17 protein-coding genes are annotated in these 17,706 nt (G+C 66.3%); 6 read left to right on the forward strand and 11 right to left on the reverse strand.

What is annotated here, in order from left to right; all coding sequences use genetic code 11:
• Positions 1 to 115 precede the first annotated feature (115 nt).
• The 3 genes from LV476_RS10590 to LV476_RS10600 are packed head-to-tail and all read left to right on the forward strand — an operon-like array spanning position 116 to position 2,887.
• Complete coding sequence (locus tag LV476_RS10590; RefSeq protein ID WP_250075971.1) at positions 116 to 616, forward strand: thioredoxin family protein; 501 nt, start codon at positions 116 to 118, stop codon at positions 614 to 616.
• Between the two features lie 49 nt (positions 617 to 665).
• Complete coding sequence (locus tag LV476_RS10595) at positions 666 to 2,099, forward strand: TolC family protein (RefSeq protein WP_250075973.1); 1,434 nt, start codon at positions 666 to 668, stop codon at positions 2,097 to 2,099.
• On the forward strand, positions 2,096 to 2,887 hold the full coding sequence (locus LV476_RS10600) for an efflux RND transporter periplasmic adaptor subunit (RefSeq protein ID WP_250075975.1): 792 nt from the start codon (positions 2,096 to 2,098) through the stop codon (positions 2,885 to 2,887). The genes LV476_RS10595 and LV476_RS10600 overlap by 4 nt, the downstream gene beginning before the upstream one ends.
• 82 nt (positions 2,888 to 2,969) lie before the next feature.
• On the opposite strand, the gene LV476_RS10605 is transcribed toward LV476_RS10600, so the two are convergent.
• Both LV476_RS10605 and LV476_RS10610 read right to left on the reverse strand, forming a co-directional pair.
• Positions 2,970 to 4,676, reverse strand: a complete 1,707-nt coding sequence (locus tag LV476_RS10605) for a proline--tRNA ligase (RefSeq protein WP_250075977.1) — start codon at positions 4,674 to 4,676, stop codon at positions 2,970 to 2,972.
• Positions 4,677 to 4,839: 163 nt separating this feature from the next.
• Complete coding sequence (locus LV476_RS10610) at positions 4,840 to 5,325, reverse strand: DUF4124 domain-containing protein (protein ID WP_250075978.1); 486 nt, start codon at positions 5,323 to 5,325, stop codon at positions 4,840 to 4,842.
• Between the two features lie 191 nt (positions 5,326 to 5,516).
• Between LV476_RS10610 and LV476_RS10615 the strand changes: the two genes are divergently transcribed.
• The gene (locus tag LV476_RS10615; RefSeq protein ID WP_250075979.1) at positions 5,517 to 6,470 is read left to right on the forward strand and encodes a LysR family transcriptional regulator; all 954 of its coding nucleotides are present in this window, start codon (positions 5,517 to 5,519) and stop codon (positions 6,468 to 6,470) included.
• 190 nt (positions 6,471 to 6,660) lie between these two features.
• Here LV476_RS10615 and LV476_RS10620 read toward each other — a convergent pair whose 3' ends face one another.
• The 3 genes from LV476_RS10620 to LV476_RS10630 form a co-directional block, all read right to left on the reverse strand.
• Positions 6,661 to 7,230, reverse strand: a complete 570-nt coding sequence (locus LV476_RS10620; RefSeq protein ID WP_250075981.1) for a DUF302 domain-containing protein — start codon at positions 7,228 to 7,230, stop codon at positions 6,661 to 6,663.
• A 210-nt stretch (positions 7,231 to 7,440) separates the two neighbouring features.
• Complete coding sequence (locus LV476_RS10625; protein WP_250075983.1) at positions 7,441 to 8,865, reverse strand: PhoH family protein; 1,425 nt, start codon at positions 8,863 to 8,865, stop codon at positions 7,441 to 7,443.
• A 52-nt stretch (positions 8,866 to 8,917) separates the two neighbouring features.
• Complete coding sequence (locus LV476_RS10630; RefSeq protein WP_250075985.1) at positions 8,918 to 9,412, reverse strand: peroxiredoxin; 495 nt, start codon at positions 9,410 to 9,412, stop codon at positions 8,918 to 8,920.
• A gap of 246 nt (positions 9,413 to 9,658) precedes the next feature.
• Between LV476_RS10630 and dapA the strand changes: the two genes are divergently transcribed.
• Entirely contained in the window at positions 9,659 to 10,555 is an 897-nt protein-coding gene (gene dapA, locus LV476_RS10635; RefSeq protein ID WP_250075987.1) for a 4-hydroxy-tetrahydrodipicolinate synthase, read from the forward strand.
• A 39-nt stretch (positions 10,556 to 10,594) separates the two neighbouring features.
• Positions 10,595 to 11,713 carry an outer membrane protein assembly factor BamC gene (gene bamC, locus LV476_RS10640; RefSeq protein WP_250075989.1) on the forward strand — a complete coding sequence of 373 codons (1,119 nt, stop codon included), beginning with the start codon at positions 10,595 to 10,597 and terminating at the stop codon, positions 11,711 to 11,713.
• Between the two features lie 107 nt (positions 11,714 to 11,820).
• Here the strand turns inward: bamC and folE2 are convergent, their stop codons facing one another.
• The 6 genes from folE2 to radA all read right to left on the reverse strand — a co-directional run bounded on the left by folE2 (position 11,821) and on the right by radA (position 17,703).
• On the reverse strand, positions 11,821 to 12,594 hold the full coding sequence (gene folE2, locus LV476_RS10645) for a GTP cyclohydrolase FolE2 (RefSeq protein ID WP_250075991.1): 774 nt from the start codon (positions 12,592 to 12,594) through the stop codon (positions 11,821 to 11,823).
• Positions 12,595 to 12,695: 101 nt separating this feature from the next.
• Positions 12,696 to 13,097, reverse strand: a complete 402-nt coding sequence (queD, locus tag LV476_RS10650; RefSeq protein ID WP_250075993.1) for a 6-carboxytetrahydropterin synthase QueD — start codon at positions 13,095 to 13,097, stop codon at positions 12,696 to 12,698.
• Complete coding sequence (gene dxs / locus LV476_RS10655) at positions 13,094 to 14,992, reverse strand: 1-deoxy-D-xylulose-5-phosphate synthase (RefSeq protein ID WP_250075995.1); 1,899 nt, start codon at positions 14,990 to 14,992, stop codon at positions 13,094 to 13,096. Before dxs ends, queD begins: the two co-directional genes overlap by 4 nt.
• Complete coding sequence (locus LV476_RS10660) at positions 14,992 to 15,894, reverse strand: polyprenyl synthetase family protein (protein ID WP_434062837.1); 903 nt, start codon at positions 15,892 to 15,894, stop codon at positions 14,992 to 14,994. The genes dxs and LV476_RS10660 overlap by 1 nt, the downstream gene beginning before the upstream one ends.
• A gap of 61 nt (positions 15,895 to 15,955) precedes the next feature.
• Positions 15,956 to 16,237 (reverse strand): exodeoxyribonuclease VII small subunit, encoded by a 282-nt coding sequence (locus tag LV476_RS10665; RefSeq protein WP_250076000.1) that lies wholly within the window; start codon positions 16,235 to 16,237, stop codon positions 15,956 to 15,958.
• Positions 16,238 to 16,320: 83 nt separating this feature from the next.
• Positions 16,321 to 17,703, reverse strand: a complete 1,383-nt coding sequence (gene radA / locus LV476_RS10670) for a DNA repair protein RadA (RefSeq protein WP_250076002.1) — start codon at positions 17,701 to 17,703, stop codon at positions 16,321 to 16,323.
• Positions 17,704 to 17,706 lie beyond the last annotated feature (3 nt).

The following is a 17,706-nucleotide window of genomic DNA, read 5'->3' on the forward strand; positions in this document are numbered from 1 at the left end:
GGCTGGTTGGCCCTTTGATTTTCCGTATGTCGAATGGTGGCAGTTCGATGCCGAATGGGACGAGAGGCGTTGCATGGATCGTGTGAGTACATTCCGGTGGGGGGAGTTCCTTGCCGTGGTCTTGCTTGTGCTGGCGTTCGTCATGACGGGCGCGGCGCAGGCGCAGGCGCTGGAAGGATTCTGGGATGATCCCTTCAAGGATCTGCAGGCGGACGTGCAGGCCGCGCGCGATGCCGGCAAGGCCGGTGTGTTCGCGTTCTTCGAGATGGACGAGTGCCCCTTCTGTCATCGCATGAAGACCCAGGTGTTCACCGACCCTGAAGTGCAGGCCTATATCGACGAGCATTTCGTCACGGTCAGCATCGACATCGAAGGCGACGTGATGATGACCGCCCCCAACGGGGAGCAGGTCAAGGAAAAGGACTTCGCTTTCAAGGAGCACCGCGTACGGGCCACCCCGGTCATGATCTTCTTCGACACCGAAGGCAAGCCCGCCTTGCGGTACACCGGCCCGACCCAGTCCGCCGAGGAGTTCCTGCTCCTGATGAAATTCGTGGCTTCCGGAGCGTATCAGGAGCCGGGTATGAACTTCTTCAAGTTCAAGAAGCAGCAGTGATGGTCGCGGGCGGCTGACGCGTTCGCGTCACGACAGGGAGAGCAGGTCGATGGACAGGCCAGAGAGAGTGCGGCGGCGCCATGGGGTGCTGAAGTCGTGGCGATTGGCGCTGGGGTTGCTGGTGACGGGGGCCACAATGCCCGCGGCTGCCGATGCGACCCCGCCACCGCCGCCGGTGATCGACCAGGGTCGACTGGCCAATGGCGCCCCCTTGCCTGAGGATCTCTCGCTCGAGCAACTGCTTTCCCTCCCTCTCGAAGGCCAATACGGCGTGGTCGCCGCCCGTTCCCGTTACCAGCGGCGGCTGGCCGAGCAGCAGCTGACGCGATCCGCCAACCGGCCTCAGGCAATGTTCGAGGGGCGGCTGCGCTACGTTGAACCCAGTGAGCTGGCCACGGAGAGTGATCAGCACGACGATCATCGGGCCGGCCTGTCGTTGCGCCAGAAGCTGTTCGACTTCGGTCGACAGGATGAACGAGAGGCAGCGGCCGAGGCGCGTGTGGACGGCGCCCGTCTCGCCCTGCTCGATCAGGCCAAGCGCCAGCGACTGGCATTGCTGCGGGCCTATTTCGATGTGCTGCTTGCCGACCAGCGCTACCAGATGCTCAACGAGCGCATGGCCATCCTGTTCATCCGCTACGACCGTGCCCGCGACCGGCGCGAGCTGGGACAGACCTCCGAGTACGACATCGCCGTGTTCGAGCGCGACTACCAGGAGGTGATGCTGGAGCGGGGTCGGGCGGATGCCGAGCGTCGCTTGAGCCGACGCCATCTTGCCGAGATTGCCGGTCGGCCGGATGTGCTGCCACGAACCCTCGAGGCCCCGGATCTCGAGTCGTTGTTCGATCGCGAGGCGCCTGACGCCGATGAGCTGATCGCCTCGGCTCTCGAGCAGGACCTGCGGCTTGCCGCGCTGCGCCGTCAGGTCGACGGTAGCGAGTCGGCCCTCGTAGCGGCGCGTGGTTCGAACCTTCCCAGCATTCACAGCGAGATCAACGCCGATTACTACACCCGCGAGGGTTCCATGCGTGACCCGTTCCGCGCCGGGGTCTACCTGGAATTCCCACTGTTTCGGGGCGGTGCGCGCAATGCCGAGATCGCGGCCGCCCAGGCCGAGCGGATGGCGGCGGTGGCCGAGCTGGCCGAGCGCGAGGCGGATATTCGTTCCTACGCCACCGAGCTGGTGGAGATGATCCGTCTGCATCGCTCCATTGGCCGGCAGCGGGTGGTCGCGCTGGAGAACTTTGCCGAACTCAATTTCATGCGCAAGCAGACGCTCTACCAGATGGAAAAGGCGGCCGATCTCGGCGATGCCATGGTCGAGATGTCGGTGGCACGGCTCGAGCGCATGCGGACCACTTACGCCTTGGCGACGCGATGGGCGGAGATCGCGTTGCTGACGAACCGTCCGCTGGAGACGGTGCTGCTGGGGGCGACCGAGGAATCAGCCGGCGCGTCGGGCGCCACGGAGGAAGCGTCATGAAGGTATTCAATACGGGGCAGGACGGCGTACGCAGGACGCTGGCGTTCCTGCTGCTCCTCGGCACGTCGCCGGCTGGTCTCGCGGGCGAGGTGGAGGGCGAACTGACATTCGCCGACCGGGTGTCGCTGTCGACGCCGGTCTCCGGTGTGGTCGCCGAGCTGCCGGTGCGTGCCGGCGAGCGGGTCGAGCCGGGCGCGCTGTTGCTGGCGCTGGACCCGACCCCGTTCGACCAGCGTCATCGGATGGCCGTCGCGGAGATCAAGGCGCTGGCCCTCGTGGCCGACGAGGCCGCCCTGGACGCCGAGCGCGTTCAGGCGCTTTACGACCGGACGGTTGGCTCGGATTCCGAGCGGGCCCTGGCGATCATCGAGCGCGAGCGGGCGGCGGGCGAGCGTGACCGGGCACGGGCGCAGGCGGCGCTAAGGGCCTGGCAGCGGGACCAGTCCCAGCTCGAGTCGCCCTTCGCGGCAAGGGTGCTGGCCGTCAATACAGCCGTCGGTGAGGTGGTCTCGCCGCAGCTGACGCCGCCGACGCTGATCGAAATCGCCCGGTCCGATCAGTTGATCGCCGTGGCCCCGCTGACCGCCGACCAACTTGGCGTGATTGCGCTGGGTGACGAGATCGAGGTCAGGCGCGGCGGGGAAAGTCGCACGGGTAAGGTGGATGCCATTCGTGCCGAGACCGAGGCGGGTGGTGAGACCCGTTACCGGGTGGAGGTGCGCATCGAACGGGGCGAACTCGACTGGCGCGCTGGTCAGTCAGTCACGTTGGATCTGCCGGGCGACTGATCGTTACCCGCAAGGCGCGCATGAAAAACGGGGCGGGAGTGATCATCCCGCCCCGTTCTCGTTCTGCGCCGCGAGCGGCCGGTCAGCCGATCTGGGCGTCGAGCCACTCGAACAACCCGTCTGCCGGGATGTCCTCACTCTCCGTGGCGTCGCGACGGCGGACCTCCAGCTGGCCCGCAGCCAGTCCGCGCGGGCTGACCACCACGCGCAGCGGGACGCCGATCAGTTCCCAGTCGGCGAAGGCCGCGCCCGGGCGCATGCCGCGGTCGTCGAGGATCACTTCGATGCCGCGTGCCCGCAGGTCGGCATAGATCGACTCCGCCCGCTCCATGACCGTCTCGTCCTTGTTGGCGCCGATCGGCACGATGGCGACCGTGAACGGCGCGATCGGTTGCGGCCAGCGGATGCCACGGTCGTCGAAGTTCTGCTCGATCGCTGCAGCGACGATGCGAGAAACACCGATGCCATAGCAGCCCATCAGCGGCGTGATCGGTTTTCCGTCCTCGCCGAGTACCTCACAGTTCATCGTCCGGCTGTACTTGTCGCCCAGCTGGAAGACGTGGCCGACCTCGATGCCGCGGCAGATGTCGAGCTTGCCCTGTCCATCTGGCGCCGGGTCGCCGGCGACCGCGTCGCGCAGGTCAGCCGTCTCCGGCTCGGGCAGGTCGCGCGTCCAGTTCACGCCGGTCAGGTGGTAGCCGTTCTTGTTCGCCCCGCAGGCAAAGTCGGTCAGCGCCGCGGCGGCGTGGTCGGCGATCACCGGGATGTCAAGGGCGACCGGGCCGATCGAGCCGACCGAGGCGCCGGTCAGCTTGGGCACCTCGGCCTCGTCGACGAAGGTCAGCGGCTCGGCGATGGCCGGGTGCTTGGTCGCCTTGATCTCGTTGAGCGCGTGATCGCCGCGCAGCACCAGTGCCACCGCCGGCGTCTCGGCGCCCTTGACCAGCAAGGTCTTGACGGTGCGTGTAGCCGGCAGGTCGAGCGTCGCTGCCACTTCCTCGATGGTGCGCGCCTTCGGCGTTGCTACCTCGGTCATCGTTTCGGTCGGCTCGGCGCGCGGCTCGTCGACCGGGAAGGTGGGGGCCATCTCGACGTTGGCGGCGTACTCGCCGTCGACGGCATAGGCGATGGCGTCCTCGCCCGAGTCGGCCAGCACGTGGAATTCGTGCGAGGCGTTGCCACCGATCGAGCCGGTGTCGGCGACCACCGCGCGCCACGCCAGCCCCATGCGCTCGAGGATGCGGCTGTAGGCCGTGTACATGACCTGGTAGGTCTGCTCGAGCGACTCGGCATCGGCGTGGAAGGAGTAGGCGTCCTTCATGACGAACTCGCGGGCCCGCATGACGCCGAAGCGCGGGCGGATCTCGTCGCGGAACTTGGTCTGGATCTGGTAGAAGTTGACCGGCAGCTGGCGGTAGCTCTTGAGTTCGCGCCGCGCGTAGTCGGTGATCACTTCTTCATGGGTCGGACCGAAGCAGAAATCGCGACCATGCCGGTCGGTCAGTCGCAGCAGCTCGGGGCCGTACTGTTGCCAGCGGCCCGATTCTTCCCACAGCTCGGCCGGCTGGACTGCCGGCATCAGCAGCTCGAGCGCGCCGGCGGCATCCATTTCCTCGCGCACGATTGCCTCGACGCGACGCAGGACCTTCAAGCCGAGTGGTGACCATGTGTAGAGCCCCGAGGCCAGCTTCTTGAGCATGCCGGCACGCAGCATCAGCTGGTGGCTGACGATCTCCGCCTCGGCCGGGGTTTCCTTCATGGTGTTGATGGCGAATTGGCTGGCTCGCATGAGGGTCTCGCTTGGGTTTCGGAGTGCGGGTTGTGTGGGGCGCTGCGTCGCGGGCGACACAGTCGGGGAGGCCGAATTGTACCGGCAGCCGTGACGAGGCGTCGAGGGCGTGCAAACAAGACGGCCGCCCGAAGGCGGCCGATGGTTCCGCGTTGGTGCCGGGTTACTCGCCGGCGGCAGTGCAGGCTTGCTCGATGATGGCATCGAGTCGCTTGAGGCGTTCCTGGCGTTGCTCTTCGGTCATCGGCTGATACTTGCCGGCCTCGTCCTCGACCATCAGCTGGTTGCCGCTGTTGGCGACGGCCTCGCGTTGTTCACGGGCCTTTTGGCACGTCTCGCGGGCCTTGTCGCGGTCGACTACCTTGACCTCGGTCGTCGGATCGGTGGCCCGATCGTTGTCCGCAGCTGGCGCCTCTTCCTTGTTGGAAGTCGTGTCGGCGGTTTCGGTCGCAGGTGGAGCGTTCGCCTCGATGGTCTGGGAGGGGCGGTCCTTCGGCGGCGTCTGCGAGAACGTCACGTTGCCGTGTTTGTCGACCGATTTGTAGATCGTGGCCGCGCTCGCGGATGTGCCGGCGAGCAGGGCGGTGGCGAGGCTCGCCGCGACGATCAGGCGCAGTGACGAGGTCAGACGTGTTGCGATTCCTTGCATGATTTCCACTTCCCGGGTGCTGGTTTTGTCACGTGTCTGCTCCGAGCATAAACCGCTTGGCATGGCGTGAAAAGCCCTGCTGGCCCGATCGTGGCGCGGTTGGGGCGGGTGCCATGCTGGTCGCAAACCACAAGCTGGCTTGATACACTCTGCGGTCATATTTATCGCCCACCGGAACAGAGAGTGGACCAATGGCTGACCGACGCCTCAAGGTTTTCAATACCGTTGCCCGTCTGCTGAGCTTCACCAAGGCAGCCGAGGCATTGCACATGACGCAGCCGGCGGTCACCTTTCAGGTCCGGCAACTCGAGGAACACTTCGACACCCGCCTGTTCGACCGGACACACAATCGCGTCACGCTGACCGACGTCGGCCACACCGTCTACGAGATATCGGAGCGCATCTTCGAGCTCTATGACGAGATGGACCGACGGGTCAAGGAGATGACCGGCGAGATCGGCGGGGCGCTCAATATCGGTGCGAGCATGACCGTGGCCGAGAACATGTTGCCGGCCCTCCTGGGTAACTTCCGTCAGGAGCATCCGGATCTGTCCGTGCGCCTGAAGGTGGGCAACACCGAATCGGTGGTCTCGATGGTCGAGCACAACGTGGTCGACCTGGCGCTGGTCGAGGGTAGCGTCACCAACAAGAACCTCCTGGTCGAGACCTGCCGCCGCGACGAGCTGGTGGTGATCATGCCGCCCGAGCACGAGTTGACCGCCTATGCCGACAAGGGTGTGCCGGTGGAGAAGCTGATGAACTACCCGTTCATTTGCCGCGAGGAAGGTTCCGGTACCCGCGAGGTGGTGATTTCCTACATGAACGAGCAGGGGCTCACCGAAGGCTGGGACGTCTGCATGGAGCTGGGCAGCCCGGAGGCGATCAAGGGGGCGGTCGAGGCCGGCATGGGGTTGTCGATCATGTCCTCCGCCGGGATCAGCAAGGAGCTCAAGCTGGGGCTGCTGAAGGCCGTGCCGCTCAAGCCGCGCCTTTTCCGCGATTTCTCCTTCGTGCGTCAGCGGCACAAGTTCCGCCTGCCGGCGATGGAGCAGTTGCTGGAGTTCTCGCGCAACTACTGCCGCGACAGCACGCCGATGCACGACCTGGAGGTCATCCAGCACACCGCCAACGGCGAGGAAGCCTGACAGGCAGGCGCACGCCGGTTCGTTTTCCCTCAGACGCCCGCCGATCCGGCGGGCGTCTTGCGTTGAGCTGCGGGTTTTCCGTTGTGCGTCGGGCGGGTGGCCGGTCGGCAAAAAGAAAACCCGGCGCGGGTGACCCCGGCCGGGTTCTTTGCTGGGCCGCCGGTTGAGCGGCCCGGGAGGCGTGGCGGGCTTAGAAGCCGCCGGACGCGCCTGCCTTCATCATCTTGTAGATGGTGTCGCGAACATGCTGAGCGTTCTTCTTGAACTCCGGCGGCATTTCCTTACCACCGTGAACGAACATGTCCATGTTCAGGCCGTACAGCCAGTAGTTGCCTTCCTCGTCCTCGACCACCGAGATACGGCACGGCAGGTAGGCGGAGAAGTACGGGCTGAAGTCGACCGCCTGACGAGCGATGGACGGGCTGCAGTACTGATAGATCATCAGGTAGCGCTGCTCTTCACCGGTCTCCAGCTCGAGCTGCTTGGACAGCGGCATCTCGCCGACGTTCTTGAGACCGCTGCCGACCGCTGCCGACTCGATGCTCACCTTGATGTCTTCCGGGGTGAGGCCTTCGTCGACCTTCATCCGCCAGACGGTAGCGGCACCCAGGTCGCCGCCGCTTTCAACGAACTTGCCGTACATCTCCTTGTAGATGTCCATGGCCTGCGGATCGAGGTCGTCCTTAATGGAAAGGAAGCCGCAGCCTGACAACGACAGGATGGCAACGCCGAGAATGGCTGTCTTGAGGAAATTACGCATGTGTGACTCTCCCTGTGTAATTTTTCGCCTTGAGGTCCTTATGCCTCGAGCGGTCCTGATTATCTGCGCATTAGTACATGCTTACAAACTGGATTAATTTACCTCTGATAAAGGGGGTTAATCTGGCTATCGATGAATACCGCTGCAAACGATGGGGTGATTGCCACCGGATGGCCGCGTGCCAAGCTCATCCGGTTTTCGGCATGTGTGCTAGAGGACCTCGGCGGCGAATTCCGCCAGCCGTGAACGCTCGCCGCGGGCCAGTGTGACGTGCGCACCGTGTGCCCAGCCGCGGAAACGGTCGACCACGAAGGTCAGCCCCGAACTGGTCTCGGTCAGGTAGGGTGTGTCGATCTGTGCGACGTTGCCGAGGCAGACCATCTTGGTGCCGGGGCCGGCACGGGTGATCAGGGTGCGCATCTGCTTGGCGGTGAGGTTCTGCGCCTCGTCGATGATGATGAACTTGTTCTGGAAGGTCCGGCCGCGCATGAAGTTCAGCGAGCGGATCTTGATGCGTGACTGCAGCAGGTCGTTGGTGGCCGCCCGTTCCCAGGAGCCGCCCCCGCCGTCGGTCTTGGCCAGCACCTCCAGGTTGTCCATCAGCGCCCCCATCCAGGGCGTCATCTTTTCCTCTTCGGTGCCTGGCAGGTAGCCGATGTCCTCGCCCACCGGGATGGTTACGCGCGTCATCACGATTTCGGTGAACTGCTTCTGCTCGAGCACTTGCGTCAGGGCGGCGGCGAGGGTGAGCAGTGTCTTGCCGGTGCCCGCCTGGCCGAGCAGGCTGACGAAATCGATGTCCGGATCCATCAGCGCATTGAGCGCGAAGCTCTGCTCCGGGTTGCGGGCGGTGATGCCCCACACCGAGTGACGTTCCTGCTCGTAGCCGGTGATGCTCTCGAGTACGGCGGTGCCGTCACCATGGACTTCGCGGACCACCGCCGCGAAGGGGGCCGGTGCCTCGAGCCGCAGGTAGAGATTGGGGTACCACTCCTCGGTGTCGGCGCCGTGGACCCGGTAGAAGATGCGTCCTTCGTCCTGCCACGACTCCAGTGACTGGCCGTGCGCTTCCCAGAAATCGGGACCGAGCGTTTCGTAGCCGGTATGCAGCAACGAGACGTCGTCGAGGACCTGATCGTTCTGATAATCCTCCGCCTTCAGGCCGACCGCGGTGGCCTTGATGCGCAGGTTGATGTCCTTGGAGACCAGGATCACCTCGCGATCGGTGATCTTTTCCTTAAGGGCGAGGGTGATCCCCAGTATCTGGTTGTCTGCCCGGCTGCCCGGCAGGTTGACCGGCAGGTCACTGTTTTCCTCGTGCGTCTGCAGGAACAGCTTCCCGGTCGGCGTGACGGCGTGCTCGGCCTTGCCGTGCAGGGTCGTGTGGATCGGCAGCCCGTCGTCGAGGGTGGCGATGTCCACGTCGGCCAGCATCTCGTCGAGAAAGCGGCTCACCTGGCGGACGTTGCGAGCGGTTTCCGACTGGCCCTTCTTGCCGTTGTCGAGCTCCTCGATCACGATCATCGGCAGATAGATGTCGTGTTCCATGAAGCGGTAGAGGGCAGTCGGGTCGTGCATCAGCACGTTGGTGTCGAGAACGAACAGGCAGCGGGTCTGACGGGTCGTGTTGATCATCGATGCAGGGATCCCCGGTGGTTTAACGGTGGCCGTTGTCGGGCAACGGTCCTCAGAGTGCCTTGATGGCCTCCAGCACCTCGTCGACGTGGCCGGGGACCTTGACCTTTCGCCAGGTCTGCCGGATCACGCCGTCGGCGTCGATCAGGAAGGTGCTGCGCTCGATGCCCTCGAAGCGCTTGCCGAACATGTTCTTCATCCGCAGGACATTGAATGCCGTGCTGACCGAGCGGTCCGTGTCCGCGATCAGCGGGAAGGTGATGCCCTGCTTGTCGCAAAACTTGCGATGGCTGGCTGCATCGTCGTTGGACACGCCCACCACCCGGACGCCGGCCGCCTCGAACTCGGCCAGGCGGGCCTGGAAATCGCGTGCCTCGGTGGTGCAGCCCGGCGTGTTGTCGCGGGGGTAGAAGTAGAGCACCAGCGGGGTGCCCTTGAGATCAACCATCGACAGCTGCTGGCCGTCGGTGGTCTCACCGCTGAATGATGGGGCCGGTTGGCCCGTGGTCGGTTCGACAGCCTGCTTCGCGGTGGTCTGCTTGCTCATGGGTGGCTATGTTGCTCCTTGTGTGTTCAACCCGGGTGAAACTCGCCGGGTCAATGCCATCCTGACATGAAATATAGCAGTCGCCGAGTGCGGCGCGAGCAGGCATTTGCGGTTCGCGGAACGCCTTGCTGCTCGGCTTGTCACTAGCCGATATCTGCCGGTACTATGCGAGTTTGGTCCCGCTTCGACCGCGCAGGCACGGGACGGTCACGATCACCCTTTGGCGACACTTACACGCGAGGCGACATGGCGGCGAAGACGATTACCGGCAGCATGGTGGCCCTGGTCACCCCATTGCACGATGACGGCGCAGTGGATTATGTCGGTCTCAAACGCCTGATCGAGTGGCATGTCGCTGCCGGGACCCACGCGATCGTCGCCGTCGGCACCACCGGCGAGTCGGCCACCCTGGATTACGAGGAACACATTGCCGTGATCCGGGCGACCGTGGACCTGGCGGCCGGCCGCCTGCCGGTGATCGCCGGCACCGGCGCGAACTCCACCCGCGAAGCGCTGGCGCTGGCACGTGGTGCCCGCTCGGCGGGTGCTGACGCCCACCTGTCGGTCACGCCGTACTACAACAAGCCCACTCAGGAAGGCCTCAAGCAGCACTTCCGGGCGATTGCCGATACGGTGGACCTGCCGATGATCCTCTACAACGTGCCGGGCCGCACGGCGGTCGACATGGCGCCGGACACCACCCTCGATCTGGCCGGGCATCCGCGCATCGTCGGCATCAAGGAGGCCGCCGGCTCGATCGAGCGGATGCGTGACCTGATCGGGCGTGGCCCGGCGGATTTCGCCGTTTACAGCGGCGAGGACAACCTCGGCGCGGCCTGCATGCTGGCGGGCGGCCAGGGCAGCATCTCCGTGACCGCCAATGTGGCGCCCCAGCTGATGGCGCGCATGGCCGAGGCCGCGCTCGCCGGCGACGAGGCGGCGACCGAGGAGCTCGACGCGCGCCTCGCCCCGCTGCACCGCGAACTCTTCTGTCAGACCAATCCGATCCCGGTCAAATGGGCCCTGCACCGCATGGGCTTGATCGGGCCAACCCTGCGCCTTCCCCTGACCGAGCTCGACGATTTCTGTCACGCCGGTCTCGAGGAGGCGCTCGACGCGGCCGGCTGCCTGCAGCCGGCCTGACGGCCACCCATTCATTCAAGACACTGGAACCGAACCGGCATGCGAAACCCCACCCAATACCGGATGTTGACCTTCGCCGCACTGGCGGCCACCGGCCTGATCAGCGGTTGCTCCAGCCTTCCCTTCGTCGGTGACGACGATGATGATCGGAAGGCGAATCGTGCCGCCCAGCTGGAAGTGCCGCCGGCCTTTTCCGGCCCGGCCGCTGGTGGCTCGGTCGCGCTGCCCGAGGTCGCTTCCGCCCGCGCCGAGGCGCAGGCGCGCGAAGAAGAGTCCGGAGTGCTGGCCACCGGCACCGACATCGAGGTCGCCGGCGAGCCGGGCAGCCGCTACCTGGTGGTGGGTACCGACCCCGACACCGTCTGGCCGAAGCTGCAGGGCTTCCTGCGTGACGAGGGCTACAACATCCGTCGGCTCGAGCCCAACGTCGGTCTGATCGAGACGGACTGGACCGGTGTTGCCAGCAACGAGGGGCCCGGTTTCTCGATCATGCGCATCCTCAAGATCGCGCAGGACACGATCTTCAAGCCCGATTCGATCGAAAAGGTCCGCCTGCGCATCGAGCAGGGCGAGGACAAGAACGAGACGCTCGTGTTCGTCACCGGCCAGAAGCGTGAACTGACCGGCGACGAACCGCTGGTCCCGGGTGAGGAGAGCACCACCTTCAAGTACAGCAACGAGACGGACTCCTCGGCCCTGACCGCCGAGACCATGTCGCGGCTCGCCGCCTACCTGTCCGGTGGCACTGCCGAGGAATCGCGCGCCATGGTGGGTGCGAAGTTCCAGGCCCGCTCGAAGGTCGTCACCGGCGACGAGCCGGAGGACCGCTTCATCCAGGTCAGCCAGTCCTATCCGCGTGCCTGGAATCGTCTGGGGCTGGCGCTCGATCGCCTCGGCTTCGATCCGGTCTCGCGTGAGCGCGATGACGGCGAGATCGAGGTCAAGCACAGCTACCCGCAGTCGCTCTATGAGGGCATCGTCATGCGTGGCGTGACCGTCGACAAGGAAGCCGAAATCACGCTGCACCTGACGCTGAAGGTCGAGACGCGCCGCGATGGTGGCACCGACATTCGCATCGATCGGATCAACGTCGCCGGCGGCACGCTGCCGCAGGACCGCGCCGTTATCCTCTCGCGGATCAATGCCGAGCTCGAGTAAGGCCGATCGTCCCCGGCCGTGATCGACACGGCCGAGGTGGCCATGAAAAAGGCCCCGTCGTAATGACGGGGCCTTTTTTTGTATGCCGATAACCGAGAGGGCGGTTGTCAGCGCCCCGGGCGGTGGATCACGGCCCAGGCCGAGTGGTTATGGATCGACTCGAAGTTCTCGACGCTGATCGAGAAGCCGTTGAGGCCCGGGTAGTCCTCCAGGGCGTTGGCGACATCGCGCACCATGTCCTCGACGAACTTCGGATTGTCGAAGGCGTATTCGGTGATGTACTTCTCGTCCGGGCGCTTCAGGAGTCCCCATAGCGGGCACGACCCCTGTGCCTCGACCGCACCGATCAGCGCCCGCAACGACAGTCCCGGATCGCTGATCTCGCCCTCCACCGTGATGTGCGAGCGCTGGTTGTGCGCGCCGTAGGCCGAGATCTCCTTGGAGCAGGGGCACAGGCTGGTCACCGGGATCACGAGCTTCAGGCCGATGTGGGCTCGGCCGTGCTCGATGCGCCCGATCAGGGTGACGTCGTAGTCCATCATCGCCCCCTGGCCGCTGACCGGCGCGTCCTTGGCGACGAAGTAGGGGAAGGTGAAATGCGCCTCGCCGGACTGCGCCTCGAGCCGTTCGATCATTGCGTGCGTCCAGTCACCCAGTGTGTCGACGGATAGTGTCAGCGGCGCCTCGTTGAGCAGGGCGACGAAGCGCGACATGTGGGTGCCTTTCTTGTCTGCCGGCAGGCCGACGGTCAGCTGGCACTCGGCGACGCTCGCCTGCTCCTGGCCGCCGTCGCGGATGGTCACGGGGTGACGAATCGCCTTGATGCCCACCTGGTCGATGGCGATATCACGCGCATCGTGGCTGGATTGGACATCGGGCATTTCGTGGCTGTTCATGGGCAGATCAAACGTCGTGTTGGGTGAGGGTCCGGTCGGACACGGGGCCCGACTCTAGCACGTCGCCGCCGGTCTCGCCGGCGGCCTTACGGGCGGAAGGTGGCCGCCGAGCGGGCGTTCTCCCATACCGTGACGGCAGAGACGTGGTAGGCGTCGGCGTCGAGGGTCGTCGCCAGCGCCTGATGGAAATAGGCTGCGATATGTTCGGCGGTCGGGTTGACCGCATCGAACGGCGGCACCTCGTTGAGGTAGGCGTGGTCGAGCCGCTTGGCGATCTCACGGGCCCGGCTACGGATGAGCTTGAAGTCGACCACCATGCCGACGTCGTCAAGCTTGCTCCCGGTGACCTCGATCACCACGCGCCAGTTGTGGCCGTGCAGACGGGCACAATTGCCCTCGTAGCCGTGGAGCTGGTGCGCCGCGGCGAACTCTACCTCGGTGGTCAGGGTGTAGCTGCCCCCTGTCGGCAGGGAAGTCGGGATGCTCATGTGGCGCTCACCTGGTCTGCAAATGCGGCGATAGTATCCGCGATCGATCGAGAATCAAGTCCGGTGTCGGCCAGACACTCCTCGCGGGTCCCATGCTCGATGAAGCGATCCTCCAGCCCGAGTCGCAACGCGGGGCGTTGGATGCCTTGTTCGGCGAGGGCATGCAGCAGCTCGCTGCCGACCCCGCCGATGCGGCTGCCTTCCTCGACGGTAACCACCACGTCGTGCTCGCCGGCCAGGTCCGCGAGCATGTCGATCGACCACGGCTTGGCCCAGCGCAGGTCGATCAGGGTGGCGTCGATCTCGTCGCACACTCCGACCAGCCGCTCGACCATCGCACCGATGCCGATGACCAGCACCGAGCGCCCTTGTCGCAGCCGCCGCGGGGCTGTCGGTTCGTCACCGAGCAGCTCGCCGCCGAGATCCGCCGGACAGCGGTCGCGCGGGTAGCGGATCAGCACCGGCCTGTCGTGCCCGAGCGCCCAGTCCATCGCCGCCTCGAGGTCGCGCCGGTCGGCGGGGACCGCGACCGCCAGGTTGGGCACGCTCATGCCCAGTGCCAGGTCGAAGCTGCCGGCGTGAGTAGGGCCGTCCGGACCGACCAGACCCGCACGGTCGACCAGAAAGGTGACTGGCAGGTGCTGCAGGGCGATGTCGTGGATGACCTGGTCCCAGGCGCGCTGCAGGAAGGTCGAATAGATCGCGACCACCGGGCGCAGCCCCTCAGTGGCAAGGCCCCCGGCCAGCGTCACGGCATGCTGCTCGGCGATGCCGACGTCGAAGAGTCGTTCCGGAAAGCGCGACTGGAAGCCCTTGAGACCCGAGCCCTCGACCATTGCCGGCGTGATGGCGACCACGCGACCATCCGCCTCGGCCTTCTCGCACAGGTAGTCGGCTGCCGCCTCGGTCCAGCTGGGCGGCTTGGGCGCCTTGGCGGGGGATTGAGCTGTCTCGGCCGCCTGGCTGACCCCGTTACGAGCCACGCCATGAAAGCCGACCGGATCACGTTCGGCCGGCGCCAGGCCTCGTCCCTTCTGGGTGACCACGTGCAGCAGCTTGGGGCCGCGCTGTTCGCGCAGGTTGCCGAGCGTATCGATGAGCGTGTCGAGATCGTGACCGTCGATCGGCCCGTAGTAGCGAAACCCCAGTTCCTCGAACAGGCTCGAGGTGCCGAGCAGGTGGCGCACGCCGTCACGGAGCCCGGCACGGGTCGAGCCAAGCAGCTCGCCCAGTGGGCCCGCTTGCGCGAGGATTTCTTCGCCGGAGTGGCGAAAGCGTTCGACCAGCGGGTTGCTGCGCAGGCGGGTGAGGTGCTGGTTGAGGGCGCCGACGTTGGGCGAGATGCTCATCTCGTTGTCGTTGAGGATCACCAGCAGGTTGGCCTGCCGGTCGCCGGCGTGGTTGAGCGCCTCGAACGCCTGCCCTGCGGTCATCGCACCGTCGCCGATGATCGCCACCGCCTGGCGGTCTTCTCCCTTCTGTTCGGCGGCCAGCGCCATGCCCAGCGCCGCGCTGACCGAGGTGCTGGAGTGGCCGGCACCGAACGGGTCGTGCTCGCTCTCCTCGCGGCGGGTGAAGCCGGCCGGCCCGCCGCGCTGGCGCAATTTCGCCATCCAGCCGCGTCGGCCGGTCAGCATCTTGTGCAGATAGGCCTGATGGCCGACGTCCCAGACGAGACGGTCGTAGGGGGTGTCGAACACCCGGTGCAGCGCCAGGGTGAGTTCGACAACGCCGAGATTGGCGGCCAGGTGACCGCCGGTCTCCTCGACCTGGGCCAGCAGGGCGTGGCGCATTTCCTCGACCAGGGCCGGCAGCGAGCCGCGCGACAGGGCCCGAAGATCGGCCGGTTGCTCGATCAGGTCGAGCAGGTGGGTGTGGCGTGGTGTCAGCGACATCAGTGCTGGCGCTGGGTGACGAATTCGAGGCAGGCACTCAAGGCCTGCGGGTCGGCTCCGAGCGTGGCCAGCTCCCACAGGGCAGCATGTGCATGCCGCACCGTGTCGTCGAGTTCGCGACGGGCGCCGTCGAGCCCGGCGACCGTGACGTAGGAGCACTTGTCCGCGGCGGCGTCCTTGCCCGGCGTCTTGCCCAGGGCTTCGGCCGAGCCGGTGACGTCGAGAATGTCGTCCTGGATCTGAAAGGCACGTCCCAGCAGGCGACCGAAATCCTCGACCAGCCGGGTTTCCCGGGCAGGAAGTCCGGCCCAGCGCGCCCCGAGGGCTAGAGAGGTGCGGATCAGGGCGCCGGTCTTGCGGTCGTGCAGATCGGCGAGCGTAGCCAGGTCCGGGTGGTCCTCCGTCCGCCCGGCCAACGACAGGTCGATCGTCTGGCCGCCGACCATGCCCAGCGGTCCGGCCGCCTCGGCCAGTCGTCGAATCCAGTCGAGGCGGACGGCGGGGTCGGCGCTTGAGGCGGCCAGCTCACCGAAGGCGAGTGTCTGCAGGGCGTCGCCGGCGAGGATGGCGGTCGCCTCGTCGAAGGCGCGATGCAGGGTGGGGCGGCCCCGGCGCAGGTCGTCGTCATCCATGCTCGGCAGGTCGTCGTGGACCAGCGAGTAGACGTGGATCAGTTCGACTGCGGCCGCGGCAGACCAGAGACTCTCGAGGCGCTCATCCTCGCTGTCCGGCCAAGGGTGGCCAACGAGGCTGCCGAGAAAGACCAGTGCCGGGCGCAGGCGCTTGCCGCCGTCGAGCGTGGCGTGGCGCAGGGCATCGGCCAACCGAGGCTGGGCGCCGGCAAGCCGGCGGTCGAGTACGTCGGCCAGCCGGCTTTCCACCTGCTCGCGGAAGGACTGCAACCAGTCCTCGAAACCGGACGGGGCGGCAAATGGGGCCTTGGGGGCGGTGTTGGTCACGAACTCAGGCGGACGGGCTGCTGTCGCCGCTGTCGTCCACCGGCGGTTCGTTGATCGCGGCCACGCGGCGCTCGGCCTCGTCGAGGGCGCGCTGGCACTGGCGTTCGAGTTCCACGCCGCGTTCGTAGTCCTTGAGCGACTGTTCGAGGCTCTGTTCGCCGCTTTCCAGTCGGGCCACGATCTGCTCGAGTTCTGCCAGTGCCTTCTCGTAACGGGCGATCGCGGACGGATCGCCGGCGTCGACGGTCTGGGCCGGGATGGGCTGGGACGGGGTCGGAGAATCCATGGGAGGCCTCTTGGATAAGTGGCATGGATTATATCGTCGCGGGGCGAAGGCGGCCAAAAGCCGCCGGGACGGAAGACCCCCGGTCAGAACGTGTCGACGGCTTCGATCGCCTCGTCGAGGTGGCCGACACCGATTACCTCCAGTCCCTCGACCGGTTTGGGAGGTCGGTTTCCGCGCGGCACGATCGCGCGGGTGAAACCGTGCTTGGCCGCCTCGGCCAGTCGCTCGGGGCCACCGGGCACCGGTCGGATCTCGCCGGCCAGTCCTACCTCGCCGAAGATCACCAGCCCCTGCGGCAGCGGCCGGTCGCGGAAGCTCGACAGCATCGCGATCAGGCTGGCCAGGTCGGCGGCCGTCTCGGCGACGCGCACGCCGCCGACCACGTTGAGGAACACGTCCTGGTCGAACAGGGCGACCTGGCCATGGCGATGCAGTACGGCCAGCAGCATCGCCAACCGGTTCTGGTCGAGGCCGACGGTCAGGCGGCGCGAACCGCCGCCGGGGTGGTCGGCGACCAGCGCCTGGACCTCGACCAGCATCGGCCGAGTGCCTTCGCGGGTCACCATCACCACGCTGCCGGGGACCGGCTTCTCGTGGCGGGAGAGGAAGATGGCCGAGGGGTTGGAGACGGGTTTGAGGCCGTGGTCGGTCATGCCGAACACACCCACCTCGTTGGCCGCGCCGAAGCGGTTCTTGACGGCGCGGATCACCCGGAAGCGCGCGCCCGGATCGCCCTCGAAGTAGAGCACCGTGTCGACCATGTGCTCGAGCACGCGCGGACCTGCCAGCGCGCCCTCCTTGGTGACATGACCGACGATCAGCACGATCACGTCATGGCGCTTGGCGAAGCGCACCAGTTGGGCGGTCGCCTCGCGCAGTTGCGAGACCGAACCGGGGGCGGCCGAGAGCTCCTCGGTGTAGAGGGTCTGGATCGAGTCGACCACCATCAGCCCCGGCAGGGATTTGGCGCAGGCGGCGAGGATCGACTCGATGCGAGTCTCGGAGAGCAGCGTCAGCTCGCCGGCGCGCCCGGCCAGATCCGTGCCCAGCCGCCGGCCACGCAGGGCGACCTGCTGTAGGGATTCCTCGCCGGTGACGTACAGGCACTCGATACGGTCCTGCAGGCCGAGCACCGTCTGCAGCAGCAGGGTGGACTTGCCGATGCCCGGATCGCCGCCGAGGAGTACAACCGAGCCGGGCACCAGCCCGCCGCCGAGCACGCGGTCGAGCTCGCCAAGACCGCTCGATTCGCGCGGCGTGTCGCTGACTTCCACCTCGCCGATCGCGGTGATCTTCGGCGCCTCGCCGGCGTAGCCCGCTGCCTCGCGGGCGGGCGACTTGCCACCGGGCAGGCGCATCTCGGCCAGGCTGTTCCAGGCACCGCACTCGTTGCAGCGTCCGGCCCACTTGGGATGATCGGCGCCACACTCGCGGCAGACGAAGGCGGTCTGGCTCTTCTTCGCCACGGG

This window comes from Guyparkeria hydrothermalis (assembly GCF_023555385.1).
Taxonomy (GTDB): domain Bacteria; phylum Pseudomonadota; class Gammaproteobacteria; order Halothiobacillales; family Halothiobacillaceae; genus Guyparkeria; species Guyparkeria hydrothermalis_A.

Coding starts and splice junctions, on each gene's coding strand:
- queD (WP_250075993.1), bottom strand. CDS start 13,097: ATGAGCATCCCGACTTCCCTGCCGACAGGGGGCAGCTACACCCTGACC.
- LV476_RS10620 (WP_250075981.1), bottom strand. CDS start 7,230: ATGCGTAATTTCCTCAAGACAGCCATTCTCGGCGTTGCCATCCTGTCG.
- LV476_RS10610 (WP_250075978.1), bottom strand. CDS start 5,325: ATGCAAGGAATCGCAACACGTCTGACCTCGTCACTGCGCCTGATCGTC.
- LV476_RS10615 (WP_250075979.1), top strand. CDS start 5,517: ATGGCTGACCGACGCCTCAAGGTTTTCAATACCGTTGCCCGTCTGCTG.
- LV476_RS10600 (WP_250075975.1), top strand. CDS start 2,096: ATGAAGGTATTCAATACGGGGCAGGACGGCGTACGCAGGACGCTGGCG.
- bamC (WP_250075989.1), top strand. CDS start 10,595: ATGCGAAACCCCACCCAATACCGGATGTTGACCTTCGCCGCACTGGCG.
- LV476_RS10630 (WP_250075985.1), bottom strand. CDS start 9,412: ATGAGCAAGCAGACCACCGCGAAGCAGGCTGTCGAACCGACCACGGGC.
- LV476_RS10665 (WP_250076000.1), bottom strand. CDS start 16,237: ATGGATTCTCCGACCCCGTCCCAGCCCATCCCGGCCCAGACCGTCGAC.
- folE2 (WP_250075991.1), bottom strand. CDS start 12,594: ATGCCCGATGTCCAATCCAGCCACGATGCGCGTGATATCGCCATCGAC.
- LV476_RS10595 (WP_250075973.1), top strand. CDS start 666: ATGGACAGGCCAGAGAGAGTGCGGCGGCGCCATGGGGTGCTGAAGTCG.
- dapA (WP_250075987.1), top strand. CDS start 9,659: ATGGCGGCGAAGACGATTACCGGCAGCATGGTGGCCCTGGTCACCCCA.
- dxs (WP_250075995.1), bottom strand. CDS start 14,992: ATGTCGCTGACACCACGCCACACCCACCTGCTCGACCTGATCGAGCAA.
- LV476_RS10605 (WP_250075977.1), bottom strand. CDS start 4,676: ATGCGAGCCAGCCAATTCGCCATCAACACCATGAAGGAAACCCCGGCC.
- LV476_RS10625 (WP_250075983.1), bottom strand. CDS start 8,865: ATGATCAACACGACCCGTCAGACCCGCTGCCTGTTCGTTCTCGACACC.